This window comes from Dyella amyloliquefaciens (assembly GCF_004296575.1).
GTDB classification, from domain to species: Bacteria; Pseudomonadota; Gammaproteobacteria; order Xanthomonadales; family Rhodanobacteraceae; genus Dyella; species Dyella amyloliquefaciens.
Genome location: NZ_SAYT01000006.1, coordinates 181364 through 204649, shown reverse-complemented (window position 1 = coordinate 204649; position 23286 = coordinate 181364). Strand labels below are relative to the sequence as shown.

The following is a 23286-nucleotide window of genomic DNA, read 5'->3' as shown; positions in this document are numbered from 1 at the left end:
GGCACCGAAGTCGGGCGACATCTTGAAGGAGCCGGAAGCGTGGCTACCGGCTTGCGGCACCCATCGGACCATACAAGCGCGCGAGGCCCAAGCCACGACTCTGCACTGGCATGCTGACGCCCGCACTTCCGCCAAGACGCGGGTCGGCACGAAAAAAATCCGTGCCGACCCGGCTCATGGAGTCATTACGTCGGCGCGTGCTCGTAGTGGTGCAGCGCCTCTTCGCCGTGGCGAAGCAGCAGTTCGAAGTCGCGCGCCACAGCGGCATTGCTGAAGTGCTCCACCACGTGGATGCGGGCAGCCGCGCCCATCCCGGCGCACAGCGACTCGTCACACAATGCCAGGATGCGGTCACGCCACGCGGTGATGTTGCCCGGTTCGACCAGGAAACCCGTCACGCCATCGATCATGGTCTCAGGCACGCCGCCAATATGGCTACCGAGCACCGGTACGCCGCAAGCCTGTGCCTCGATGGACACGCGACCGAAGGTTTCAAGCTCCACGGAAGGAAACGCCAGGAACGAGAACGCCCGGTGATAGCGGGCCGTATCCGCCGTCCAGCCCGTGAAGTGATGCCGCGTGGAAAGACCGCTCTCGTCAGCCATGCGATGCAGCGCCGACTCTTCCGGACCATTGCCCACCCAAAGAGCATGCAGGCGCGGGTTGATACGCATCGCCTCACTGGCGGCCTGCATCAGCTGGGCAACGCCCTTGCCGCCGTGCATGCGACCGACGAAACCCATGACGATGGCATCGTCATCGATGCCGAACTCCCGCCGCACCTGTGAGCGACGCTGCAGGTCGGGCTGGAACTCGTTGACGTCCACCGGGTTGTAGGAGATCCAGACGCGGTCCGCCGGAACACCCCAACGCAGGTAGGCGTTGCGCGCGAACTCCGACACCGCGATGAACCGATTGGCCAGGCGTGGCACGCCGAACTCCGAAAGCTTGCTCATGCGTGGATTGCGATGCCGGAACAAGGCGACCGGCGTATTCGTCAGTCGACCGCTGGCGATCAACGGCCAGTACTCCTTGCCGAAATTACCGACCAGCCAGTCGGGAGAGAACTTCGCGATGCGATGCATGACCGCGGAGTATCCGCGCAGGTCATAGACGTTGCGGAACGAACTATAGAAGGTCGGCACGCCGGCCGCCGCCAGCCCCTCCCCGATCAGCCCCTTGCGCGAGACGATGCCTTCGACCTGGTGGCCTGCTTCGGCCATGGCCTTGGCCAGCGTGACGAAATGCGTCGCAGCGCCGGTGTTTTCGGGATTGGTGCCAACGAAGAGCAGCTTCATGCGCGCTTGTCCTCGTAGCCACTCATCACCTTGGCCGCCACCTGGGGAAGCACGTGATGTCGAGCCACCTGGATACGCGGCAGACGCATGAAGTCCATGGCCGGCTTTACCTCGACGCGACCGCGATGCGTCGTCGTGGCGGCGTCGAAGCCAGCCTCGCGTACGGCATCCACCGCGCGATCGTCGTGATCGCCATAGGGATAACAGAACTGGCCAATGCGGCTACCCAGCCGGTCTTCCAGCTCGGCCTTGCTGCCTTGGACTTCGTCACGCTGTTGCTGCAGGTTGCACTTGCTCAGGCGCGCGTGCGTGCGCGTGTGCGCACCCACTTCCATCCCGCCTGCCTGCCAGGAACGCAGCTGCTCGATCGTCATCATGGGCTTGCGAACACCGAGACGATCGGAGTCCCACGTGTTGTACTGGCCGACGAGACTGCTTACGACATAGCAGGTCGCCGTGAATTCGTAGCGTTGCAGCACGGGCATCGCCGACTCGAGGTTGTCGAGATAGCCATCATCGAGCGTAATGACCGCGACCCGGCCTTCCTTCTCGCCGCGCAGGTATGGCATCGCATCGGACATCGAAACGCCGCGATAGCCGAACATCTTCAACATACCCATCTGTCGCGCGAACGACGCAGGCGAAACATACAGACTTCGATACACGCGCACGTCCCGGGGAGCACGCGCGATGTTGTGGTACATGAGGATCGGAATTCTCACCAAGCGTCCCAATTGACAAGACATATGGTGAAACCTTCCTACGCTACCGACTCGCATGGCAAGACGAAAACGCCGTAATTTCAGGCAAATTTTCCCGCCATTCACCTCTTTCGAAAATACTTTCGCCGAAGCTTTCAAAAGACTGTCGACGCAAGGAAAGTCTTTAGTTTCGCGTAATGTTCGGGCTTCAAGGCTCGACCTTAGTGGCGTCGCCACAACCTTTCAGAAGACTTACGACGTGCCCATCCGCGCTCCGCTGACGAAGCTGCCGGTCGAGCCGTATAGCCGCCCAAACAAGAGATAGACAGGCGAATGCAAGATCACCTTATTTGCGGCAAAGCCGCTCTGAGAAGGTGACACAAGGCCGCAGCGATGCCGCAAAGTCGATCCATGCCCAATGGACAACATCGTCACCCAATCGAACAGGCGATGCGTCGAGGCGACACCCTTTTTTTAAATCTCTGATCGCGGACGCCAAGAAGATCACTCAACCAAGCAGCGTGTACGGACCACCGCGCTCGAGTGCACGACGATAAGCCGGACGCTGCCGGACACGCTCGACGAAGGCAGCGATATGCGGCAATCGATCGTTCATGCCGCTGCGTGCCATGGCCGCCTCCAGCGGAAAGCTCATCTGGATGTCCGCCGCGCTGAATGCATCGCCCACGAACCATCCCGTGGCAGCCAGCGCGTTGTCGACATAGGAAAGGTGCAGCGCGAGCTGCGGATCGACGAAACTCGACTGCAACTTGTCTGCGATCTTGCGTGCGAAAGGCTTGGCGAAGAACGGCATCGGCGCCGTTGCAATGCGCGAAGCCACCAACTTCAGCAGCAAAGGCGGCATGGCCGAGCCTTCCGCATAGTGCAGCCAATAGGTGAAGCGCCAACGCTCCGGCAAACCTCGCAGCGGGGCCAGCCTGCCCGTGTCATAGCGGTCGACCAGATACTCGATGATGGCACCCGACTCTGCCATCACATGCCCATCGTCCTCGATGACCGGAGATTTGCCCAAAGGGTGAACAGCGCGCAGTTCCGCAGGCGCCAGCAGGGTCTTGGGATCGCGCTGGTAGCGTCGAATCCCGTAGGGCACGCCAAGCTCTTCCAGCAGCCAGAGCACGCGCTGGGAGCGCGAGTTGTTGAGGTGATGGACGGTCAGCATGAGGCACCTCGGCATGAAGGTGATACTTCAGGCTAGCACGGTGCTCTTTCAGGAGAATTTGCGGTGGTGCTCACTGTGCGTTCGGCATCCAGATGCCGGCGAGCAGAAATAACGGAGAGGAACGCTGACGCAAGAGCGCCACTCACCCCGCCCCCGGAGGGGGAGGAAACGAAGCGGGCACCGCTTTAAGTCCTCAGGGCCTCAGCGCGTTACGGGGTAGCCGTTCGTTGGCGGCGGAGGCGGTCGCAATCCGGGCTCAAGAGCCCACAGAGCTTTTCCCGGCAGGCTGCTGCGAGCTCTGCAGGCCATTTTCTTTGGGTTACTTTTGACGCGAAGCTAATCCCGTGGGACTTTTACTCCGGGCGTTCCGCCCTTCGCCTTTCGGGCCGGCTTCGCCGTTCGCACGCAAAGAGCGCGTGCCTGGGCCAGCAAAAGAAAAGTGACTCGCGCTTCCCACGGGGACTAGCTTCGCGCCGCCGGCAGGAGATCGAAGCGCCCGCTGCGTCCCACGGGGACTTCCTGCGGTCGTAGGCGGCACGCTGGCAGTGGCGCATCAAGTGCGGAGTACGACACCAGACCCCGACTGCAACGGAATGACGTGTCTGAGGCAAGAGCCGCACCCTCTCCCCACCCCTCTCTCCCACAGGGACTACCTTCGGGTCGCCAGAGGGAGAGGGAGCGACGGCTCGGGTCATGGAGCGAGTTCGACATCCGCTCCCATTTGGATTGACCGGGACTAAAGCGAGAACGGAGTCTCGGATGGACCTATCGTACGCAGGATGGACTCCTGCGGACGTAGGCAATGAGCAGAAGGGCGAACGCTCGCCCCTCGCCCCAATGCGTCACATGTTTCGACGGTACTCGCCACCCACGTCATACAACGCGTGGCTGATCTGACCCAGCGAGTTGTACTTCACCGCTTCCATCAACTGCTCGAAGACATTCCTGCGGTCACGCGCGGTGCTCTGCAGCGTCGACAGGCTATCCGGCGCCATCCCGTTGCGTGCCTTGCCGAAGGCCTGCACGTTATCGATCTGCTGACCCTTCTCCGATTCGGTGGAACGGATGAGTTCGATCTCGGTGGCGATCTCGCCGCCGTGATCCTTGGGCAGGAAGGTGTTCACGCCGATCAGCGGCAGGCTGCCGTCGTGCTTCTTGTGCTCGTAGTACATCGACTCTTCCTGGATCTTGCCGCGCTGGTACATGGTGTCCATCGCGCCGAGCACGCCACCGCGCTCGCTGATCGCCTCGAATTCCTTGTACACAGCCTCTTCCACGATGTCGGTCAATGCGTCGACGACGTGGCTGCCCTGCCACGGGTTCTCGTTGAAGTTGAGGCCCAGTTCCTTGTTGATGATCATCTGGATCGCCACCGCGCGACGCACGCTCTCCTCGGTCGGCGTGGTGATCGCCTCGTCGTACGCATTGGTGTGCAGGCTGTTGCAGTTGTCGAACAGTGCGTACAACGCCTGCAGCGTGGTGCGGATGTCGTTGAACTGGATCTCCTGCGCGTGCAGCGAGCGGCCGGAGGTCTGGATGTGGTACTTCATCATCTGGCTGCGTGCGCTGGCGCCGTAGCGCTCGCGCATCGCGCGCGCCCAGATGCGGCGTGCCACGCGGCCGATCACGGTGTATTCCGGATCCATGCCGTTGGAGAAGAAGAACGACAGGTTAGGCGCGAAGTCGTCGATCTTCATGCCGCGGGCCAGGTAGTACTCCACGATGGTGAAGCCGTTGCTGAGCGTGAAGGCGAGCTGGCTGATCGGGTTCGCCCCGGCCTCGGCGATGTGATAGCCGGAGATCGACACCGAGTAGAAGTTGCGCACCTTGTGGTCGACGAAGTACTGCTGGATGTCGCCCATCATGCGCAGCGCGAACTCGGTGGAGAAGATGCAGGTGTTCTGCGCCTGGTCTTCCTTGAGGATGTCCGCCTGCACCGTGCCACGCACGGTCTGCAGGGTTTCTTCCTTGATGCGCGCGTAGGTCTCCGCATCCACCAGCTGGTCGCCAGTGATGCCCAGCAGGCCGAGGCCGAGGCCCTCGTTGCCCTTGGGCAGCTCACCCGAATACTGCGGACGACCGTTCGGGAACAGCGTGGCGATCTTCTTCTCGGCAGCGGCCCAGCGCCCCGGATCTTCCTTCAGGTACTTCTCGATGTTCTGGTCGATCGCGGTGTTCATGAACATCGCGAGGATGATCGGCGCCGGACCGTTGATGGTCATCGACACCGAGCTGGACGGCGCACTGAGGTCGAAGCCCGAATACAGCTTCTTCATGTCGTCCAGCGTGGCGATGTTGACGCCGGAGTTGCCGATCTTGCCGTAGATGTCCGGACGCGGTGCCGGGTCTTCGCCGTACAGCGTGACCGAGTCGAACGCGGTGGACAGGCGCGTGGCCGCACCACCCTGGCTCAGGTAGTGGAAGCGACGGTTGGTGCGCTCGGGCGTGCCCTCGCCCGCGAACATGCGGGTCGGGTCCTCGCCGGTGCGGCGGTACGGATAGACGCCACCGGTGTACGGGTAGTAGCCGGGCAGGTTTTCGCGCATCAGGAAGCGCAGCTGGTCGCCCCAGTCCTTGGTCTTGGGCGGCGCAACCTTGGGGATCTTCTGGTGGCTCAGCGACTCGCGGTAGTTCTCCACGCGGATCACCTTGTCGCGCACCTTGTATTCGTTGACCTCGTCGGTCACCGACTTGTAGCGCTTGGGCCAGTCGTGCAACAGGTGGATGGCCTCGTGACTGAGTTCCTTGATCGCCGCGTTGTAACGCTGGCGCAGGGTCAGCAAGCTGCGATCCGCACCTTCTTCGTGCAGCGCTTCGGATTCGTAGCGAGCCAGCTCGCGCGGCAGGTGCTCGTCGCCCAGTTCCTTCAGCGACTCGTAATAATGCTGCGCCTTGCTGGCGAACTCGGCCTCGCGCTCGATTTCCTTGTTGATGCCGCGTCCCTGCTCGGCGATCTCGGCCAGGTAGCGCACGCGAGCACCGGGGATGAGCACCGTGGCGCGCGGCTCCTTCAAGGTGGTGTCGAGGTTCGGCGTCCACTTCTCGGCCGGCAGGCTGAGCTTGTCGCGCAGCAGGCGGCACAGGTTGGAGAACATCCAGGTCACGCCCGGATCGTTGAACTGGCTGGCGATCGTGGGGAACACCGGCACCTTCTCGTCGCTGAGCGCGAAAGCGGTACGGTTGCGCTTCCACTGCTTGCGCACGTCGCGCAGCGCGTCTTCCGCACCGCGCTTGTCGAACTTGTTGAGCACCACCAGCTCGGCGAAGTCCAGCATGTCGATCTTCTCGAGCTGGCTGGCCGCGCCGTAATCGCTGGTCATCACGTAGGTGGGGAAATCCACCAGGTCGACGATCTCCGAGTCGCTCTGGCCGATGCCGGCGGTCTCGACGATGACGAGGTCGTACGGTTGCGCCTTGAGGAAATCGATGCAGTCGCGCAGCACCGCACTGGTGGCGGCGTGCTGGCGACGCGTAGCCATCGAGCGCATGTAGACGCGATGGCTGCGCAGGGAGTTCATGCGGATGCGGTCACCCAACAGGGCACCACCGCTGCGGCGACGCGTCGGGTCGACGGCGAGCACGGCGATGCGCATTTCGGGGAACGCGTGCAGGAAACGCAACAGCAGTTCATCCACCACCGAGGACTTGCCCGCGCCACCTGTACCGGTCACACCGAGCACCGGCGTCTGCTTGCCGGCCATCTTCCACTGCTTGCGCAGGTGTTCCAGCTCGGTATCGGAAAGTTCGCCTTCCTCGAGGGCCGACAGTACGTGGCCCACGGCGATCTCGTTGCCGATGTCCACCAGCGGCGTCACGGCCGTCGAAGCACCCTCTTTCGCACGCTTCACCGCCGCGGTGCGCGCGCGATTCATCACGTCCTCGATCATCTCGATGAGGCCGAGCTTCATGCCGTCGTTCGGATGGTAGATGCGCTCCACGCCGTAGGCCTGCAGCTCGCGGATTTCTTCCGGCGTGATGGTGCCTCCGCCGCCGCCGAACACGCGGATGTGCGAGGCGTTGTGCTCCTTGAGCATGTCGACCATGTACTTGAAGTACTCGACGTGGCCACCCTGGTAGGACGACAGGGCGATGGCGTCGGCGTCTTCCTGCAACGCGGCGCGCACGACGTCTTCCACCGAGCGGTTGTGGCCGAGATGGATCACCTCCGCGCCCTGCGACTGGATGATGCGACGCATGATGTTGATGGCTGCGTCATGGCCGTCGAACAGGCTGGCGGCGGTGACGAAGCGCAACGGGCGGGTCTCCGCCTGGGCGGTGCTGGCGGTAACGTGCTGGGCGGGGGAACTCATGGGGACTCCGGCAACGGCTGTGCGGCTAATCCCGGGATTTTAGAGGATGGTTACGTTTGGAACATGTTGCGGCGCGAAGGAAGGCTGATTTGTAACGGTTTTCGCGAAAACCGTGCGCCCGGGTATCGTCGAGTTTGCGGTCGCGCACAGGGTGCGCTCCCACAACGGATCCGCCCTCTTGTGGGAGCGCACCCTGTGCGCGACTAACCCTCAGGCGTAGCCAAACGGCAGATTCGGCGACGACACCACCCGTTCGCCCACCACCTCGCCACGCAGGAAAGCCACCGAAGCCTCGATCACTTCCGGCGCATCCAGCACCCGGTGATGTCCCAGGCCTTGCGTGCTCAGCAGTCGCGCACCCCGCCAATGGCGCGCGTAGCGCTCGCCTTCTGACCAGGGCACATCGTGATCGTCCATGTCATGCACGATCAGCCCCGGCTGGCCCAGAGTCGGCAGATGGCGATGCACCTGCAGGTCGTGGATGCTGATGCCGGTCATCGCTTCCAGGCTGGCGTGCAGCCGGCCACGCAGATGCTCGCCCAGGTGCACCAACTGGCTGAATCGCTGTGTCGCGGCCACCGGATCGGCAGCAGGTGCGATCAGGATAAGTTTGCCCGCATGCCAGGCCTCTCCCTGCGCCAGCGCAGCGGCCGCGCCACCGAGGGAGTGCGCAATCGCCAGCGCCGCATGGCCGTAGTGCCGCCCCACGCCACGCACCGTATCCACGAAGTCGGGCATGGTGCAGTAGCGCCCTTCGCTCTTGCCGTGGCCCGGCTGGTCGAATGCGACCAGCGCATAGCCCAGTGCACGCAGCGGCGCCACCCAGGGCAGATAACGCAGGCCGAAGCTGGACCAGCCGTGGATCAGCAAGGCATAGGGCTGCGTGGCCGGGTCACCCCACACATAGGTGGTAATGCGTCGGCCGTTCACTTCGATGACCTGCTCTCGCATATCCGCATCCGGCTGCGCGCGTTCCGCACGGGCACGACTGCTCGCAAACGGCGTCACGAACAGGCGACGGGCCTGCTCGACCGTGCGCGCCGGCGCCAGCCGACCGCCAAGCGCAAAGCCTGCGCGTACCGCACCCAGCGTGAACTTGCCCGGACCATGATGGCGTTTGGCGGTAGAGGTGGTGGTCATGGCGCAGTCCTCCGGCCCGGTTCCGGGCTGTAGCTGGCAATCAGGCGTTCGAAGGCGACCAGCGTGTGGCGACGCGCTTCGTCGAAACCAAAGAGACCCGCGTCGTGATGCAGCGCGAGCATCAGGGCGTAGATCTCGAAGGCGAGCTGGGATGGATCGGTGTCGGTGCCCAGCTCGCCGTTTTCCACGGCGTGACCGATGGCGCGGCACATCTCCTCGCGCCATCCCGCTTGCTGGCGCGTCACCGTGTCGTGCAATACGCCTTCGCGGCCGTCGTATTCACTGGCCGCCGTAAGCAGCACGCAGCCGCTCCGGTACTCGTAACCCCACTCCACCCAGTTCGCCACGATGGCGCGCACGCGCGGCAGGCCACGCGGTAATTTCAGCGCGGGCCACTTCACGCGCTGCAGGAAACGGAGCTGCCCGGCCTCCAGCACAGCGAGCTGCAGGTCCTCGCGTGAGCCGAAGTGGGCGAACACACCACTCTTGGACATGCCCACGTCCTGCGCCAACGCGCCGATGGACAAACCTTCCAATCCCTCACGGCGCGCCAGCTCGTAGGCGTGCTCAAGGATCAGTTCGCGGGTTGCGGCGCGCTTGCCTGTGCTGGGTGCGGTAGTGCTCATGGCCAGAAAATAGCACGATCGTTCGTTCTTTTTCCATCAAGATTTGCTGAACGGACGACACACGCCAGCCTCTACGAACCTGAACGAGCAGTGGAGAAACCGTCAACAGCCATTCGAGCGCCCCGTTTTCCGCGCTTGAGGCCGCACGGTGCGGCTGACGCCAAGGAGACCCTTATGTCGAACATCACCCGCAAACTCGCCCTGCTTGCTGTTCTCGGCATCGCCAGCGCGGGCGCCGTCTATGCCCCGACCGCTGCGGCTGGCGTGTCTGTCGCGGTCGGCATCAATGTGGCTCCGCCGCCGCCGCGCTACGAGGTCGTTCCGCCGCCGCGCGTCGGCTACGTGTGGGCGCCGGGTTACTGGCGCTGGGAAGGCCAGCGCCATGTGTGGGTCGGCGGTTACTGGGTTCGCGCGCGCCCGGGCTATGTCTATCGCCCTGCCCATTGGCAGCACGACCGGGACGGCTGGCGCTTCCGCGACGGCTACTGGGGCCGCTGATCGCACCGCCCGAGGGCATCACCGCAAGTATTTGCCTGAAAAGCAAAAACTAACGATGAGGAGGCCCGCCTGAGGAAAGGTAGGCCTCAGCCAACACCGTCATCGTCCCGCGACTTTTCCAACCCAGAGGTGCCTTGAACCATGTCGATACGTCTGATCGCTCTTTCTGCCCTCACCCTCCTGGCCAGTGGCTGCGTGGTCGAGCAACCCGCACCCCACCCGCGCCCGGTCGTTGTCGAGCGTGAGCCGGTAGTGCAGCGCGAGTACGTCGAGGTAGTGGCCCCGCAGCCGCCGCCGGTGGAAATCGTGGAACGCGAGCCGGCACCTCGTCAGGGCTATATCTGGGCCCGCGGCTACTGGCACTGGAACGGTCACCAGTACGTGGCGATGCACGGTCACTGGGAAGCCGAGCGCCCGGGCTACCACTACGTGCATCCGCACTATGAGCACCACAACGACGGCTGGCACCTCAATGTGGGTGTGTGGGTCGCCGGCTAAGCCATCCCGGTTTTGCCTCGATCGTCATCCCGGGCTTCCCGGGATGACGATCGGTTCTGCCGCATGAATCACGACCCGCGATCTGCCACGGATGCACGCCTGCCGTTGGCCGGCGCCGTTGCCATGGCCCGGTAATCGCGCGGCGTCATGCCCACCGTCGCCTTGAACTGGCGCGCGAACGCGCTCTGGTCGGCAAAGCCACAGGCCAGTCCGATCGCGGCGACGCTGTCCTCGCCATGCAGACGGCGCATGGCCTCCTCGATCCTCAACTTGGTCTGCAGCTGTTGCGGCGTCAGCTGGAACACCTTGCGGAAATGCCGCTCGAGCTGCGCTACCGAAAGATCCGCCAGCTCCGCGAGCTTGGCCACGCGCACGCCCTCGGCGTAATGCTCCTGCAGATAGGCCAGCACGCGCCGCAACCGCACATAGGTGGGATGCCGGCCATCGGGTTTGCCCAGGTCGCGTGAGATGCCCACGATGCCGCGCACTTCGCCGCGCTGCCGCAAGGGCCGCTTGCAGGTGAGGCACCACCCGGGCACCCGGTTGGGAAACATGTGCACCTCGAGCTGGTTCTCGATCACCTCGCCTTCGAGCACACGCTGATCCTGCGTGGCGTAGGAACCACCCAGCGACTGTGGGAACAGCTCAGTCACGTCGCGCCCGATGATGTCGCTGCGGTGCTTGAGCCCGAGCCGTCGGACGAGGGTGAGATTGGCGTGCGTGTAACGTCCGCCGCCGTCCTTCACGAAGAACACCACGTCGGGCAGCGCATCGAACAGCGCCTCGAGTTCGTCGGCCGAAATCTTCATCTCCATCGAAACTCCTTGCTGCGCGCGAGCCTTTGCTGCGACCGCAGCATAGCGCCGTCGCGAGGTTTTCCATTGTGCCGATTTCCGCATCGCATGGTGACAAGCGTTTCTAGACGCCCGAACGGGCGCGACGCGAGGATAGGCTCCATGCACACCATAGACGTGATCGACTCCCACACCGGCGGCGAACCGACTCGCGTGGTCATCGCCGGCTTCCCCGACCTCGGCAGCGGCACGCTGATGGAGCAACGCGAACGCTTCCGTCGCGACTTCGATCGCTGGCGCAGCGCCATCGCCTGCGAACCGCGAGGCTCGAGCACCGTGGTCGGCGCGTTGCTGCTGCCACCGCAGTCCCCCGATGCCTGTGCCGGCGTGATCTTCTTCAACAACGTCTCCTACCTTGGCATGTGCGGCCACGGCACCATCGGCCTCGTGCGCACCTTGCAGCACATGGGCCGCATCGGCCCCGGCACGCACAAGATCGAGACGCCGGTGGGCACCGTGGGCGCGACGCTGCACGAGGACGGGCGCGTCACCATCGACAATGTCGAGAGCTACCGCCACGCCAAGGATGTCAGCGTCGACGTGCCCGGCTACGGCACTGTCACCGGCGACATCGCCTGGGGTGGCAACTGGTTCTACATCACCAACGACACGCCGCTGCCGCTGGAGATCCATCACCAGCGCGAGCTCACCACCTATACCGAAGCGGTTCGCCGCGCACTCGAAGCCAACGGCATCACCGGTGCCAACGGCGGCGAGGTCGATCACATCGAGGTCAACACGAAGTCTCCGGTCGCTGGACTGGACGGCCGGAACTTCGTGTTGTGCCCCGGTCTCGCCTACGACCGTTCACCGTGCGGCACCGGCACCAGCGCCAAGCTGGCCTGCCTCGCCGCTGACGGCAAACTCGCACCCGGCGACATCTGGCAGCAGGAAAGCATCCTCGGCAGCGTGTTCGAAGGCCGCTACACACCGGGCGCGCAGGGCGTGCGCCCGCAGATCACCGGCACCGCCTTCGTCGTCGCGCGCAGCACGCTGCTATTCGACGAAGCCGACGCCTTTACCTGGGGCAGCGGAGCGGAATGAGCGGCACCGTCGCCAGCTTCGACCTGATCGTCATAGGCGCCGGCATCATCGGTGCCAGCTGTGCCGACGAAGCAAGCGCGCGAGGCATGCGCGTCGCCATCGTGGAGCCCGGCCCGATCGGCGGCGGCGCCACGGCGGCTGCCATGGGTCATCTGGTGGCGATGGATGACGATCCGGCCGAACTGGCGCTGGCGAAGTATTCGTTGCACCACTGGGAAGCCTTCGCCGATCTGCGCGAAGCCGAATTCAGTCGCTGCGGCACACTGTGGGTGGCGCGCAACGACAACGAACTGGCGGCCGCTGCGACGCGTGTGGCGCGTTTGAATGCAGCGGGCGTCGAAGCCCGCGTGGTCGATGCCACGACTTTGTACGAACTCGAACCGGCACTGGTGCCTGGACTGGCTGGCGGCTTGCTGGTGCCGCGCGAAGCCGTGGTCTATCCGCCGCGTGTGGCGAATCACCAGGTGAAGCGCGCCCAATCGCATGGCACTCAGCTGTACGCCGGGCGACGTGTTCTGTCGTTGCAGCGCGGCGGCGCGCAACTCGACGATGGCACGCGCCTTTCGGGCCCCGTGCTGGTGGCGACCGGCTGCGCGCTGCCCGCGTTGTTGCCGATGCTGCCGATGCGCGGGCGCAAGGGCCATCTCGTCATCACCGACCGTTACCCGGGCCTCGTGCGCCACCAGTTGCTGGAGCTCGGATATGCCGACAGCGCCCACGGCGACGCTGACAGCAGCGTCGCTTTCAATGTGCAGCCGCGACCGACCGGACAGATCCTGATCGGCTCCTCGCGCGAATTCAGCGCTACCGATGCAGCCGCGTCGCCGGCGATGGTGCAACGCATGCTTGAGCGCAGCTTCGCCTTTGTGCCCAAACTGCGCGAGCTTCAAGCCGTGCGCATCTGGACCGGCTTTCGGCCGACCACGCCGGATGGACGTCCGTATCTCGGCGCCGTGCCCGGCGCATCGGACCAGTGGGTAGCCGCCGGTCACGAAGGCCTCGGCGTCACCACCGCACTGGGCAGCGCGAAACTGATGATCGACCTGATCCAGGGTCGCCAGCCTGCCATCGATCCGGCGCCTTATTCGCCCGAAAGGATGGCGGCATGAGTGCGCAGGTGAAGCTCAGCGTGAACGGCTCGCTGGTGGAGGTGCCCGCAGGCGCCAGCGTGGCAGCGGCCATAGCGCAGTTGACCACACAGTTCCGCCGCTCGGTGAGCGGCACGCACCGCGCGCCGCTGTGTGGCATGGGCGTGTGCTTCGAATGCCGTGTGCAGGTGGATGGGGTAGCCCATGTGCGTGCATGCATGACGCCGGTAAGCGAAGGCATGCAGGTGATCACCGATGCCTGATCGTTACGACGTACTCGTGGTGGGCGCCGGCCCGGCCGGTCTCGCCGCGGCCCAGACGGCAGCCGCACATGGCGCGCGCGTGGGCTTGCTCGACGCGCAACCGCGACCCGGTGGACAGGTCTGGCGTCACGACGTTCGCCACCAGGCACCGCGCGCCGCGCGCGAGGCCATCGCAAAACTGCAAGGCGTGGATGTACTGGCGAGCCACAGTGTGGTCGCCGTCGAGTCTTCGGCGCTGCGCGTGGAAACAGCGGAAGGCGGTCGGCTGATCTCCTACGGCTCGCTGATCCTTGCCACCGGCGCGCGCGAGCTACTGCTGCCCTTCCCCGGCTGGACCCTGCCCGGCATCACCGGCGCGGGTGGTCTGCAGGCACTCACCAAGCAAGGCTGGCCCGTGGCCGGCAAGCGCGTGGTGATCGCTGGCAGCGGCCCCTTGCTGCTCGCCGCCGCGGATACGCTGCGCAAGCATGGTGCGCAGGTGCTTGGCATCTATGAGCAGGCGCCGGCTGCCAGTGTGCATGCGTTTGCAAGGCAGCTGCGTCATTGGCCCGCGCGCGCCCTGCAAGCCATCGGGCTGCGTGTGCGACTCGCTGGCGTGCCTTACCGCTTCGGTTCGTTCGTGCGCAGAGCGCAGGGCAGCGACAGCGTGCAGCGCGTCGATATCGATACGCCGACAGGGACGCAGACTGTCGAATGCGATCTGCTCGCGGTGGGTTATGGCCTGGTACCGAACACCGAACTCGCCCAGTTGCTGGGTTGCGCGATGGACTATCTCGGCCCCCATCCCCACGTCGGCGTAGACCGGCTGCTGCGTACCAGCATGGGGGGCGTTTATGCCGCGGGCGAAGCCGGTGGCATCGGTGGACTTGCGGTGGCGCGCCTCGAAGGTGCCATGGCGGCTCATATCGCAACCGGCCACAGCGTGGCGGCCCACGCCCTGGCCCCACAGCGCGACCGCGAGCGGCGCTTCGGCGCGCTGCTGGCGCGGCACTTCGCCCTCGATCCGCGCCTGCATGCGCTAGGCGACGACAGCACGATGGTGTGCCGCTGCGAAGACGTCACGCTGGGCGACCTCAACGGTTTCACCGACGCGCGCGCAGCCAAGCTCGCCACGCGTTGTGGCATGGGCGCGTGCCAGGGCCGCATCTGCGGCACGGCGCTAGCCGAACTCGGACGCTTCCCGCGCAGCGGCGCACGCCCACCCATTTTCCCCGCCCGTCTGGCCACGCTGGCCGGGCTCACCACCCTTCCTTCTGACGACGCATACCGAGGTAGCTGATCATGAGCAACGCATCCATGTGGCACGGAGTGATTCCCGCCATCACCACGCCGTTCACCGCCGACGGCCAGGTCGATCACGACTTCCTCGCCAAGCACGCACGCGCGATGATCGACGACGGCTGCAAGGGCATCGTCCCGCTCGGCTCGCTGGGCGAAGCGGCTACGCTCACCTTCGACGAGAAGCTCGCCATCATCCGCACGCTGGTCAAGGCACTGGAAGGCCGTGCGCCGGTGATCCCGGGCATCGCTGCGCTCTCCACCGACGAAGCCGTGCGCCTGGCACGCGAAGCGAAGGCACTCGGCGCCTCCGGCCTGATGGTGCTGCCGCCCTACGTGTACTCCACCGACTGGCGCGAAATGGGCGCGCACCTGCGCGCAGTGATTGCGGCGACCGACCTGCCGTGCATGCTTTACAACAACCCGATTGCCTACAAGACCGACTTCTCACCCGAGCAGATCGCCGAGCTCGCCAACGAATTCCCGAACGTGCAGGCCGTGAAGGAATCCTCCGGCGATGTGCGCCGCTTTGCGGCGCTGCGCTCGCTGCTGGGCAATCGCCTGGAACTGCTGGTCGGCATGGACGACGCCATCGTCGAAGGCGTGGCGATGGGCGCCCGTGGCTGGATCGCCGGCCTGGTAAACGCCTACCCGAAGGAATCGGTGAAGCTGTTCGAGCTGGCTCGCGATGGCGGTGCCGATGCGGCCGCCGAGTTGTACGCTTGGTTCCTGCCGCTGCTGCGCCTGGATACCGTGCCCAAGTTCGTGCAGCTCATCAAGCTGGTGCAGGAGAAGGTGGGCATGGGCAGTGAGCGCGTACGTGCACCGCGTCTGGCGATGGACGGTGCCGAGCGCGAAGCCGCGCTTCGCGTGATCGATCATGCCATCGCCCACGCACCGGTGATCTGACATGGCCGTACAACCCCTGTTGATCGATGGCGAATGGCGTGCGGCACGCCAGCTGCTTGGCGAGTTCCGCGCGGAGAATCCCACCACGGGCGAAGCGATCGGTCCGAGCTATCCGATCTGCGGCGCTGCCGATGTCGAGGCGGCGCTGAGTGCCGCTTGCGCGGTGGCGGACGAACTCGCCGCCGCGCCGCCGGAAAGCATCGCGGCGTTTCTCGAAGCCTATGCCGCCGGCATCGAAGCAGACGCCGAGATGCTGGTGGAACTGGCCAACGCGGAAACCGCCCTGCCCAGGCAGCCGCGTCTTTCCGCGGTGGAGCTGCCACGCACCACCAACCAGTTGCGCCTTGCGGCCAAGGCGGTACGCGGCCTCGCGTGGACCCAGCCGGTGATCGACACCGCGGCGAACCTGCGTTCGCATCGCGCACCGTTGAACAAGCCGGTACTGGTGTTTGGGCCCAACAACTTCCCGTTCGCGTTCAACGCGATCGCGGGCAGCGATTTCGCCTCCGCCATCGCCGCGCGCAATCCGGTGATCGCCAAGGCCCATCCCTCGCATCCGGCCACCAGCGAGCGTCTGGCGCGGCTGGCCTTCGCAGCACTGCAGCAAGCGGGCCTCCCGCCCGCGACCGTGCAGATGCTCTACCACTTCGATAACGCCATCGGCACGCAGATCGCTGGCGATGCCCGCCTCGGCGCCATCGGCTTCACCGGCAGCCGCGCTGGCGGCCTGGCGCTGAAGGCTGCGGCGGACGCGGCTGGCGTGCCAGCCTATGTCGAGCTTTCCAGCGTGAATCCGGTGTTCCTGCTGCCGGGCGCACTGGCCGAGCGTGGCACGGCATTGGCGCAGGAGTTCTTTGCGTCCTGCACCATGGGCAGCGGCCAGTTCTGTACCAACCCGGGCGTGGTGATCGTGCAGCGCGATGCCGCCGGCGACGCCTTCGTGGCTGAGGCGACCAAACATTTCGCCGCAGCTGCACCCGGCGTGCTGTTCTCGCGCGGCGTGCTCGATCACCTGCAGAGCAGCGTCGCCACGCTGCGCAAGGCGGGTGCGGAAATGCTGGCCGGCGGCCAGGCCGGCTCGCCGGGCTATCGCTACGCGCCCACCCTGCTCAGCGTCGACGCGGAACACTTCCTGCGCGAGCCGAAGGCGTTGCAGACCGAGGCGTTCGGCCCGGTCAGCCTGCTGGTGCGCGTGAAGGATGTCGAGCAGATGGCGCAGGTCGCGTCGGCGTTCGAAGGCAACCTCACCGGCACCCTCTACACCGCCAACGACGGTAGCGACGACGACACCTGGGCAAAGGTCGCTCATGCATTGCGTCCGCGTGTTGGCCGCCTGATCGGCAATCGCATGCCGACTGGCGTGGCAGTGAGCCCGGCCATGAACCACGGCGGCCCGTATCCCAGCACCGGCCATCCGGGCTTCACGGCCGTGGGCATGCCGGCCGCGATCACTCGCTTCACCGCCCTGCATTGCTACGACAACGTACCCGAGCATCAGCTGCCCTCCGAATTGCGCGATCGCAATCCGGGAGGCCTCGCCCGCTGCATCGACGGCGTGTGGTCGGCAGACGATCTCGGGCACGGAGCCGGCGCATGAGCACAGCCAGCCCGATTGGCGGCCTCGATATCGTCACGGCGCGCGCTTCGCTCGCCCCGTGGTCTGCACCAGCAGCGGCCATCGGTGCCGACGAATACCAGCAGCGCCTCGACCAGGCGCGTCGCCTGATGCGCGAACAAGGCGTGGATGCACTGCTGGTTACCGCCGGCACCTCGCTGCGCTATTTCAGCGGCGTCGCCTGGGGTGCGAGCGAACGCCTGGTCGGCTTGCTGGTGACGCAGCGCGGCGCTCCCATCGTGGTCTGCCCTGCATTCGAAATGGGCTCGCTGGAAGCCGTACTGCTGATTCCCGCCGAAGTACGCCTATGGGAGGAGCACGAAGATCCACAGCAGCTGGTGGCTGATGCGCTGCGCGAACGCGGCGCCGGGAGCCTCGCGCTCGATCCGGCGGCGCCCTATGTGGTCGCCGAACGTCTGCGCACGGTGCTCGGTGGCAAGCCACTGAAGGAAGCGAGCGCGATCATCGACGGCTGCCGTATCTGCAAGTCGTCCGCCGAACTTGCGCTGATGAAGCAGGCCACCGCGATGACGCTGCAGGTGCATCGTCTCGCTGCCGGTCTCATGCGCGAAGGCATCAGCCGTGGCGAACTCGTGCGCTTCATCGATGAGGCCCATCGCGCGATGGGCGCAGACAATGGCTCCACTTTCTGCATCGTGCAGTTCGGACAGGCCACGGCGTATCCGCACGGCGTGCCAGGTGAGCAGTACCTGCAGCCCGGCGAGCTCGTACTGATCGATACGGGCTGCACCGTGCAGGGGTACCACTCCGACATCACGCGCACCTACATCTTCGGCCAGCCCAGCGCCGATCAGGCGCGCATCTGGGAACTCGAGCAGGCCGCGCAGCAGGCTGCATTCGATGCCGTGCGTCCGGGCGTGACCTGCGAAGCGGTGGATGCGGCGGCACGCAAGGTGGTCGAGAAGGCCGGGCTCGGCCCCGACTATCGGCTGCCTGGCATTCCTCATCGCACCGGTCACGGCTGCGGCATGAACATCCACGAGACGCCTTACCTCGTACGCGGCAACCAGACGCTGCTCGACCCCGGCATGTGCGCCAGCAACGAGCCGATGATCGTGGTGCCCGACCGTTTCGGCGTACGACTGGAAGACCACTTCTACGTCACCGAGGACGGCGCCGCCTGGTTCACGCCGCCGTCGCCCGCGATCGATCAGCCGTTTGCGTGATGCCTACCTATCCCTGTAGGAGCGCACCCAGTGTGCGAAAACCCGACGAAGCGGAGACGCCGAAACGTTGCGGTCGCGCACTGGGTGCGCTCCTACAGAAATCCCCACGAAGGACAGCGACATGAAGCCTCTCCTCCTCGCCCTTGCCTGCACGCTCTGCCTCGCCACCTCGTTGCCGACGCGTGCCGACGACGATGCCACCGCCCGCTTCCATGAGATCTACACCAAGGAGTGGGCCTGGCGCCAAGCACAGTTCAAGGGCGCGGATGACGAGGACAGCAACGACAGCAAGCTCGCCGACCACCTGCCGAAGGTCGACGCCGCCACGCAGGCGACGCGCGAGAAGTACTGGGCCGATGTGCTCAAGCAGCTCGACGCGATCTCGCCGAACCAGCTGAAAGGCGACGACCCGGCCAATTACGCGGTTTATCGCAACCAGATCGAGACCCTGCTGGCCGACCAGCATTTCCATACCTGGGAGATGCCGTTCAACAGCGATACCGCGTTCTGGACCAACCTGGGCTTCACCGCGCGCCGCACGCTGCGCACCGCCGAGGATTACCGCCACTACATCCACCAGCTGCAGGACTTACCGCGCTATTTCGGCGAGCAGACGGCCAACATGCAGGCCGGCCTGGCCCGGGGCTTCAGCGTGCCGCGGGTGACGCTGACCGGACGCGACCAGTCGATCGCCGATGTGGTGAACGCCAAGGGCGACGACAACCTGTTCTACACCCCGTTCCGCAAGATGCCGGCCACGATTCCCGCCGACGTGCAGGCGCAGTTGCGTGTGCAGGGGCGCGAGGCGATCCAGCAATCGGTGATTCCCGCCTACGCCAAGCTGCTCGACTTCATGCGCAACACCTACATGAAGCAGGCGCGCACCACGCTCGCCGCCGAATCGCTGCCGGGCGGCAAGGCGTTCTATCAGTCGCAGATCCGCGAGTACACCACGCTCGACATGACGCCCGACGCGATCCACGAGCTGGGTCTGAAGGAAGTGGCGCGCATCCGCAAGGAGATGGACGAAACCATCCGGGACAGTGGCTTCAAGGGCAGTTTCCCCGAATTCCTGCACTACCTGCGCACCGATCCGAAGTTCTACCCCAAGACCGCCGACGAGCTGTTGAAGGATGCCGCGTGGATCGCCAAGCGCGTGGACGGCAAGGTCGGCAACTACATCGGCCGCCTGCCGCGGCAGCGCTTCGCCATCGAGCCGGTGCCCGCGGACCTTGCGCCGTTCTATACCGGTGGCCGCGGCGGCCCGGGCGTCTACCTGGTCAACACCTATGACCTGCCCTCGCGCCCGCTGTACTCGCTGACCGCATTGACGCTGCACGAATCGGCACCAGGCCACGCCTTCCAGATGCCGCTGGCGGCCGAGCATGAAGGCCTGCCGGACTTCCGTCGTTACACCTACATCTCCGCCTATGGCGAAGGCTGGGCGCTGTATTCCGAGCGCCTGGGCGTGGAGATGGACATGTACGACACGCCGTACGACCGCTTCGGCTACCTGAGTTACCAGATGTGGCGCGCCGCCCGTCTGGTAGTCGACACCGGCATCCACCACAAGGGCTGGACGCGCGAGCAGGCGCAGGCGTTCATGCGCGACAACACCGCGCTGAGCGAGCACGAGATTGAGACGGAGGTCGACCGCTACATTGCGTGGCCGGGCCAGGCACTGTCGTACTACCTGGGCGAGCTTGCTATCGTCGATGCGCGCGCAAAGGCGGAGAAGGCACTGGGCGAGCATTTCGACCTGCGCGCCTTCCACGACACCGTACTCTCGCTCGGCTCGGTGCCGCTGCCGGTGCTGCAGCAGCAAGTGGACAAGTTCATCGCGGATGGCGGCAAGTCGCCGTACGCCGCGAAGTAACGGCAATACCTAACCAACGGAGCGATACGCCAAGGACGACTTGACCCACCCTTGCACCACATCGTCATTCCGGCGGAAGCCGGAATCCAGCGCCTCTCGCGGAGGCCAAGTCACTGGATCCCGGCTTCCGCCGGGATGACAACGTGGAGGGGACTGACGTAGTTCAGACAATAAACACAACACGCGACACGGGGAGTAGCGGATGGGCCTGATCAACGACATGCTTCGGCGCAAGCCGGTGGAGGCATTGCAGGGCGAGGCCGCGAGGGGCGGCAGCGGCCTGCGTCGCGTGCTGGGCCTGTGGCAACTGACGGCGATCGGCCTTGGCGGCATCATCGGCGTGGGCATCTTCGTACTCACCGGCACCGTGGCGGCCACGCAGGCCGGGCCGGCCGTGCTGTTGTCCTTTATCATCGCTGGCATTGCCAGCGCCGCCGCGGCCCTGTGTTACGCCGAGTTCGCCGGACTCATTCCCGTCTCGGGCAGCGCGTACACCTACGGCTATGCCGTGCTGGGCGAGTTCGCCGGCTGGATCATCGGCTGGGATCTCCTGCTCGAGTACGCACTGATTGCCGCCGTCGTCGCGGTGGGCTGGTCGGGGTACATGCAGGCACTGCTCAATGCCGCCGGCATACCCCTGCCGGTATGGGCACAAGGCGCCTGGGGCAGTGCCCCGGGCTGCGTGGTGAACCTGCCTGCCATCGCCATCTCCGTGGTCATCACCGCCCTGCTCGCCGTGCGCATGGAATGGGGGGCGCGCTTCAACACGCTGATCGTGTCGATCAAGATCGCCGGCGCCGCGCTGATCGTGATCGCCGGCGCTGCCTACGTGAAGCCCGAACGCTGGCATCCGTTCATGCCGTTCGGCATGCATGGCGTGGTCACGGGTGCAGCCGTCGTGTTCTTCGCCGTGTTCGGTTACGACATGCTCACCACCGCGGCAGAGGAATCGCGCAATCCGCAGCGCGACCTGCCACGTGCCGTGCTGTTGTCGCTGGGCATTGCGATGGTGCTCTACATCGCCATCTGCCTCGTGCTCACCGGCATCGTGCCCTATACCACGCTCGACAACGCCGCGCCGGTGGCGAATGCCTTCATCCGCATCGGCATGCCGTGGACGATGGTGGTGATCTCTCTGGCGTCCGTGTGTGGCATCACCAGCGTGATCTTCGCCAACCTGATGGCCGGGGCGCGCATCGGCTTCAGCCTCGGTCGCGATGGCCTGCTGCCGTCGTGGTTTGCCGCCGTGCATCCGCGCTGGCGCACGCCGCATCGTTCCACCCTGCTGCTGGGTGGCGTGACCACCGTCGCCGCCGGCCTGTTTCCGCTGGACGAGCTGGCCAAGCTGGTGAACATCGGCGTGCTCGGCGCCTTCATCGTGATCTGCACGGCCGTGGCCGTGTTGCGCTGGCGCCAGCCGGAGCTCCATCGCCCGTTCCGCACGCCGCTGGTGCCACTGGTCCCGATCATCGGCGTAGGCTTCTCGTGCTGGCTGATCTGGGGCCTGCCCATCATCACGTATGTGCGCTTTGCCATCTGGCTGCTGCTGGGTTGCGTGCTGTATCTCAGCTACGGCCGGCACCATAGTCGCGCAACCGCAAACGCGGCTTGACGTTACGCACCGCTCTCCTGACAACGAGGTGAACCATGCGATTGTCCCGTAGTGTTCTGTTCGCGTTGACCATGGTGCTGGGTTCGGCGTGCGGCAACGCACTCGCCGCTCCCGTGGCGGCCACGCCGCCCATGGGCTGGAACAGCTGGAATTTCTTCGCCGAGAAAGTCACCGATGCCGATGTACGTGCAGCGGCCGATGCCCTGGTGAGCACGGGCATGCGCGACGCCGGCTATGTGTACGTCAACATCGACGATGGCTGGCAGGGCCAACGGGACGCCAAGGGTGTGATCCACGCCAATGAGCGCTTCCCCGACATGAAGGCGCTGGCCGACTATGTCCATTCGAAAGGCCTGAAACTCGGCATCTACACCTCGCCGGGCCCCAAGACCTGTGCCGGCTTCGCCGGATCGCTGGGACACGAGGCGCAAGATGCAAAGACCTACGCCGAGTGGGGCGTGGACTATCTCAAGTACGACTTGTGCAGCTTCATCGAAGACCAGATGAAGGCCAAGGCGCCCAACGATCCCGCGCAACAGATGCGCCTGATGGTCGACGCCTACGAACGCATGCACGCCGCCCTCGCGGCCACGGGCCGGCCGATCGTCTATTCCCTGTGCCAGTACGGCTGGGATGCGGTGTGGGAGTGGGCTCCCGGCGCCAAGGTCGACGGCAACCTCTGGCGAACCACCGGCGACATCACGCCCGAATGGGATCGCATCTATGCGATCGCCTCGCAGCAGGCCGGGTTGGCCAGCTATGCCGGCCCCGGCCACTGGAACGACCCGGACATGCTTGAGGTCGGCAACGGCAAGCTGACCGCTGCCGAGAATCGGGCGCACTTCAGCTGGTGGGCCATGCTGGCGGCACCGCTGCTCGCCGGCAATGACCTTGCGCACATGCCGGTAGAGGTCAAGAACATCCTGGGCAATCGCGACGTCATCGCCATCGACCAGGACCCGTTGGGCAAGCAGGCGACCCGGGCCTATGCCGAGGGTGAGGTGGAGGTGTGGACGCGCCCGCTCCAGAACGGCGCGATGGCGATCGCCATTTTCAACGTGGGCAGCGCCCGTTACGCCGATACCCATCCATTCCGCCTGAACCTGGCGAAGCTCGGACTGCATGGCAGCCAGCAAGGCAAGGACCTGTGGAGTGGCACGCCCATTTCGCTTTCGGATAAGCAGGCCATTGCGTTGGCCCGCCACGATGTGTTGCTGGTCCGACTGGATACACCGCACTGAGGTCTCAGCATCTGGACTTGCGCGGCTATGCGGGTTTCCGCACATCGTCCCTTCGAATGACACAAGAC

19 protein-coding genes are annotated in these 23286 nt (G+C 65.2%); 12 read left to right on the top strand and 7 right to left on the bottom strand.

The genetic code is table 11. The features are described from left to right. Nucleotides 1–185: 185 nt before the first annotated feature. From EPB08_RS15745 to EPB08_RS15720, 6 genes are all read right to left on the bottom strand, one after another. Nucleotides 186–1298: a glycosyltransferase family 4 protein gene (locus EPB08_RS15745; protein ID WP_130620064.1), complete on the bottom strand. Its 1113-nt coding sequence runs from the start codon at nucleotides 1296–1298 to the stop codon at nucleotides 186–188. Then, nucleotides 1295–2002, bottom strand: coding sequence for a polysaccharide deacetylase family protein (locus EPB08_RS15740; RefSeq protein ID WP_130620063.1), 708 nt, complete (start codon nucleotides 2000–2002; stop codon nucleotides 1295–1297). The genes EPB08_RS15745 and EPB08_RS15740 overlap by 4 nt, the downstream gene beginning before the upstream one ends. Nucleotides 2003–2507: 505 nt before the next feature. After that, the gene (locus tag EPB08_RS15735; RefSeq protein WP_130620062.1) at nucleotides 2508–3179 is read right to left on the bottom strand and encodes a glutathione S-transferase family protein; all 672 of its coding nucleotides are present in this window, start codon (nucleotides 3177–3179) and stop codon (nucleotides 2508–2510) included. Nucleotides 3180–4021: 842 nt separating this feature from the next. Then, nucleotides 4022–7489, bottom strand: a complete 3468-nt coding sequence (locus EPB08_RS15730) for a methylmalonyl-CoA mutase family protein (protein ID WP_130620061.1) — start codon at nucleotides 7487–7489, stop codon at nucleotides 4022–4024. 210 nt (nucleotides 7490–7699) lie between these two features. Then, complete coding sequence (locus tag EPB08_RS15725) at nucleotides 7700–8629, bottom strand: alpha/beta fold hydrolase (protein ID WP_130620060.1); 930 nt, start codon at nucleotides 8627–8629, stop codon at nucleotides 7700–7702. Continuing rightward, nucleotides 8626–9255: a TetR/AcrR family transcriptional regulator gene (locus EPB08_RS15720; protein WP_130620059.1), complete on the bottom strand. Its 630-nt coding sequence runs from the start codon at nucleotides 9253–9255 to the stop codon at nucleotides 8626–8628. Before EPB08_RS15720 ends, EPB08_RS15725 begins: the two co-directional genes overlap by 4 nt. A gap of 174 nt (nucleotides 9256–9429) precedes the next feature. Between EPB08_RS15720 and EPB08_RS15715 the strand changes: the two genes are divergently transcribed. Together EPB08_RS15715 and EPB08_RS15710 are read left to right on the top strand one after the other, a co-directional pair. Then, nucleotides 9430–9753: a YXWGXW repeat-containing protein gene (locus tag EPB08_RS15715; RefSeq protein WP_130620058.1), complete on the top strand. Its 324-nt coding sequence runs from the start codon at nucleotides 9430–9432 to the stop codon at nucleotides 9751–9753. A 141-nt stretch (nucleotides 9754–9894) separates the two neighbouring features. Next, the gene (locus EPB08_RS15710) at nucleotides 9895–10251 is read left to right on the top strand and encodes a YXWGXW repeat-containing protein (protein ID WP_130620057.1); all 357 of its coding nucleotides are present in this window, start codon (nucleotides 9895–9897) and stop codon (nucleotides 10249–10251) included. A gap of 68 nt (nucleotides 10252–10319) precedes the next feature. On the opposite strand, the gene EPB08_RS15705 is transcribed toward EPB08_RS15710, so the two are convergent. Further along, nucleotides 10320–11066 (bottom strand): AraC family transcriptional regulator, encoded by a 747-nt coding sequence (locus tag EPB08_RS15705; RefSeq protein WP_130620056.1) that lies wholly within the window; start codon nucleotides 11064–11066, stop codon nucleotides 10320–10322. A gap of 141 nt (nucleotides 11067–11207) precedes the next feature. On the opposite strand from EPB08_RS15705, the gene EPB08_RS15700 reads away from it, so the two are divergent. The 10 genes from EPB08_RS15700 (at nucleotide 11208) to EPB08_RS15655 (ending at nucleotide 23218) form a co-directional block, all read left to right on the top strand. Further along, entirely contained in the window at nucleotides 11208–12149 is a 942-nt protein-coding gene (locus EPB08_RS15700; RefSeq protein WP_130620055.1) for a 4-hydroxyproline epimerase, read from the top strand. Next, a complete protein-coding gene (locus EPB08_RS15695) occupies nucleotides 12146–13258 on the top strand; it encodes an NAD(P)/FAD-dependent oxidoreductase (RefSeq protein ID WP_130620054.1) in 1113 nt (370 codons plus the stop codon). Before EPB08_RS15700 ends, EPB08_RS15695 begins: the two co-directional genes overlap by 4 nt. After that, nucleotides 13255–13500 carry a 2Fe-2S iron-sulfur cluster-binding protein gene (locus EPB08_RS15690; RefSeq protein ID WP_130620053.1) on the top strand — a complete coding sequence of 82 codons (246 nt, stop codon included), beginning with the start codon at nucleotides 13255–13257 and terminating at the stop codon, nucleotides 13498–13500. The genes EPB08_RS15695 and EPB08_RS15690 overlap by 4 nt, the downstream gene beginning before the upstream one ends. Then, the gene (locus EPB08_RS15685; protein WP_130620052.1) at nucleotides 13493–14779 is read left to right on the top strand and encodes an NAD(P)/FAD-dependent oxidoreductase; all 1287 of its coding nucleotides are present in this window, start codon (nucleotides 13493–13495) and stop codon (nucleotides 14777–14779) included. The genes EPB08_RS15690 and EPB08_RS15685 overlap by 8 nt, the downstream gene beginning before the upstream one ends. 2 nt (nucleotides 14780–14781) lie before the next feature. After that, entirely contained in the window at nucleotides 14782–15687 is a 906-nt protein-coding gene (locus EPB08_RS15680; RefSeq protein WP_130620051.1) for a dihydrodipicolinate synthase family protein, read from the top strand. 1 nt (nucleotide 15688) lies between these two features. Then, complete coding sequence (locus EPB08_RS15675) at nucleotides 15689–17284, top strand: aldehyde dehydrogenase (NADP(+)) (RefSeq protein WP_130620050.1); 1596 nt, start codon at nucleotides 15689–15691, stop codon at nucleotides 17282–17284. Beyond that, nucleotides 17281–18489: a M24 family metallopeptidase gene (locus tag EPB08_RS15670; protein WP_130620049.1), complete on the top strand. Its 1209-nt coding sequence runs from the start codon at nucleotides 17281–17283 to the stop codon at nucleotides 18487–18489. The genes EPB08_RS15675 and EPB08_RS15670 overlap by 4 nt, the downstream gene beginning before the upstream one ends. 121 nt (nucleotides 18490–18610) lie before the next feature. Beyond that, a complete protein-coding gene (locus EPB08_RS15665; RefSeq protein WP_130620048.1) occupies nucleotides 18611–20365 on the top strand; it encodes a DUF885 domain-containing protein in 1755 nt (584 codons plus the stop codon). 202 nt (nucleotides 20366–20567) lie between these two features. Continuing rightward, the gene (locus EPB08_RS15660; protein WP_130620047.1) at nucleotides 20568–21977 is read left to right on the top strand and encodes an amino acid permease; all 1410 of its coding nucleotides are present in this window, start codon (nucleotides 20568–20570) and stop codon (nucleotides 21975–21977) included. A gap of 35 nt (nucleotides 21978–22012) precedes the next feature. Beyond that, on the top strand, nucleotides 22013–23218 hold the full coding sequence (locus EPB08_RS15655) for a glycoside hydrolase family 27 protein (protein ID WP_130620046.1): 1206 nt from the start codon (nucleotides 22013–22015) through the stop codon (nucleotides 23216–23218). The last annotated feature ends 68 nt before the right edge of the window (nucleotides 23219–23286 follow it).

Excerpts from the sequence above, each read along its gene's own strand:
- EPB08_RS15705 (WP_130620056.1), bottom strand. The coding sequence starts at position 11,066 with ATGGAGATGAAGATTTCGGCCGACGAACTCGAGGCGCTGTTCGATGCG.
- EPB08_RS15685 (WP_130620052.1), top strand. The coding sequence starts at position 13,493 with ATGCCTGATCGTTACGACGTACTCGTGGTGGGCGCCGGCCCGGCCGGT.
- EPB08_RS15655 (WP_130620046.1), top strand. The coding sequence starts at position 22,013 with ATGCGATTGTCCCGTAGTGTTCTGTTCGCGTTGACCATGGTGCTGGGT.
- EPB08_RS15690 (WP_130620053.1), top strand. The coding sequence starts at position 13,255 with ATGAGTGCGCAGGTGAAGCTCAGCGTGAACGGCTCGCTGGTGGAGGTG.
- EPB08_RS15730 (WP_130620061.1), bottom strand. The coding sequence starts at position 7,489 with ATGAGTTCCCCCGCCCAGCACGTTACCGCCAGCACCGCCCAGGCGGAG.
- EPB08_RS15675 (WP_130620050.1), top strand. The coding sequence starts at position 15,689 with ATGGCCGTACAACCCCTGTTGATCGATGGCGAATGGCGTGCGGCACGC.
- EPB08_RS15680 (WP_130620051.1), top strand. The coding sequence starts at position 14,782 with ATGAGCAACGCATCCATGTGGCACGGAGTGATTCCCGCCATCACCACG.
- EPB08_RS15670 (WP_130620049.1), top strand. The coding sequence starts at position 17,281 with ATGAGCACAGCCAGCCCGATTGGCGGCCTCGATATCGTCACGGCGCGC.
- EPB08_RS15710 (WP_130620057.1), top strand. The coding sequence starts at position 9,895 with ATGTCGATACGTCTGATCGCTCTTTCTGCCCTCACCCTCCTGGCCAGT.
- EPB08_RS15720 (WP_130620059.1), bottom strand. The coding sequence starts at position 9,255 with ATGAGCACTACCGCACCCAGCACAGGCAAGCGCGCCGCAACCCGCGAA.
- EPB08_RS15660 (WP_130620047.1), top strand. The coding sequence starts at position 20,568 with ATGGGCCTGATCAACGACATGCTTCGGCGCAAGCCGGTGGAGGCATTG.
- EPB08_RS15695 (WP_130620054.1), top strand. The coding sequence starts at position 12,146 with ATGAGCGGCACCGTCGCCAGCTTCGACCTGATCGTCATAGGCGCCGGC.
- EPB08_RS15715 (WP_130620058.1), top strand. The coding sequence starts at position 9,430 with ATGTCGAACATCACCCGCAAACTCGCCCTGCTTGCTGTTCTCGGCATC.
- EPB08_RS15725 (WP_130620060.1), bottom strand. The coding sequence starts at position 8,629 with ATGACCACCACCTCTACCGCCAAACGCCATCATGGTCCGGGCAAGTTC.
- EPB08_RS15700 (WP_130620055.1), top strand. The coding sequence starts at position 11,208 with ATGCACACCATAGACGTGATCGACTCCCACACCGGCGGCGAACCGACT.
- EPB08_RS15740 (WP_130620063.1), bottom strand. The coding sequence starts at position 2,002 with ATGTACCACAACATCGCGCGTGCTCCCCGGGACGTGCGCGTGTATCGA.
- EPB08_RS15745 (WP_130620064.1), bottom strand. The coding sequence starts at position 1,298 with ATGAAGCTGCTCTTCGTTGGCACCAATCCCGAAAACACCGGCGCTGCG.
- EPB08_RS15665 (WP_130620048.1), top strand. The coding sequence starts at position 18,611 with ATGAAGCCTCTCCTCCTCGCCCTTGCCTGCACGCTCTGCCTCGCCACC.
- EPB08_RS15735 (WP_130620062.1), bottom strand. The coding sequence starts at position 3,179 with ATGCTGACCGTCCATCACCTCAACAACTCGCGCTCCCAGCGCGTGCTC.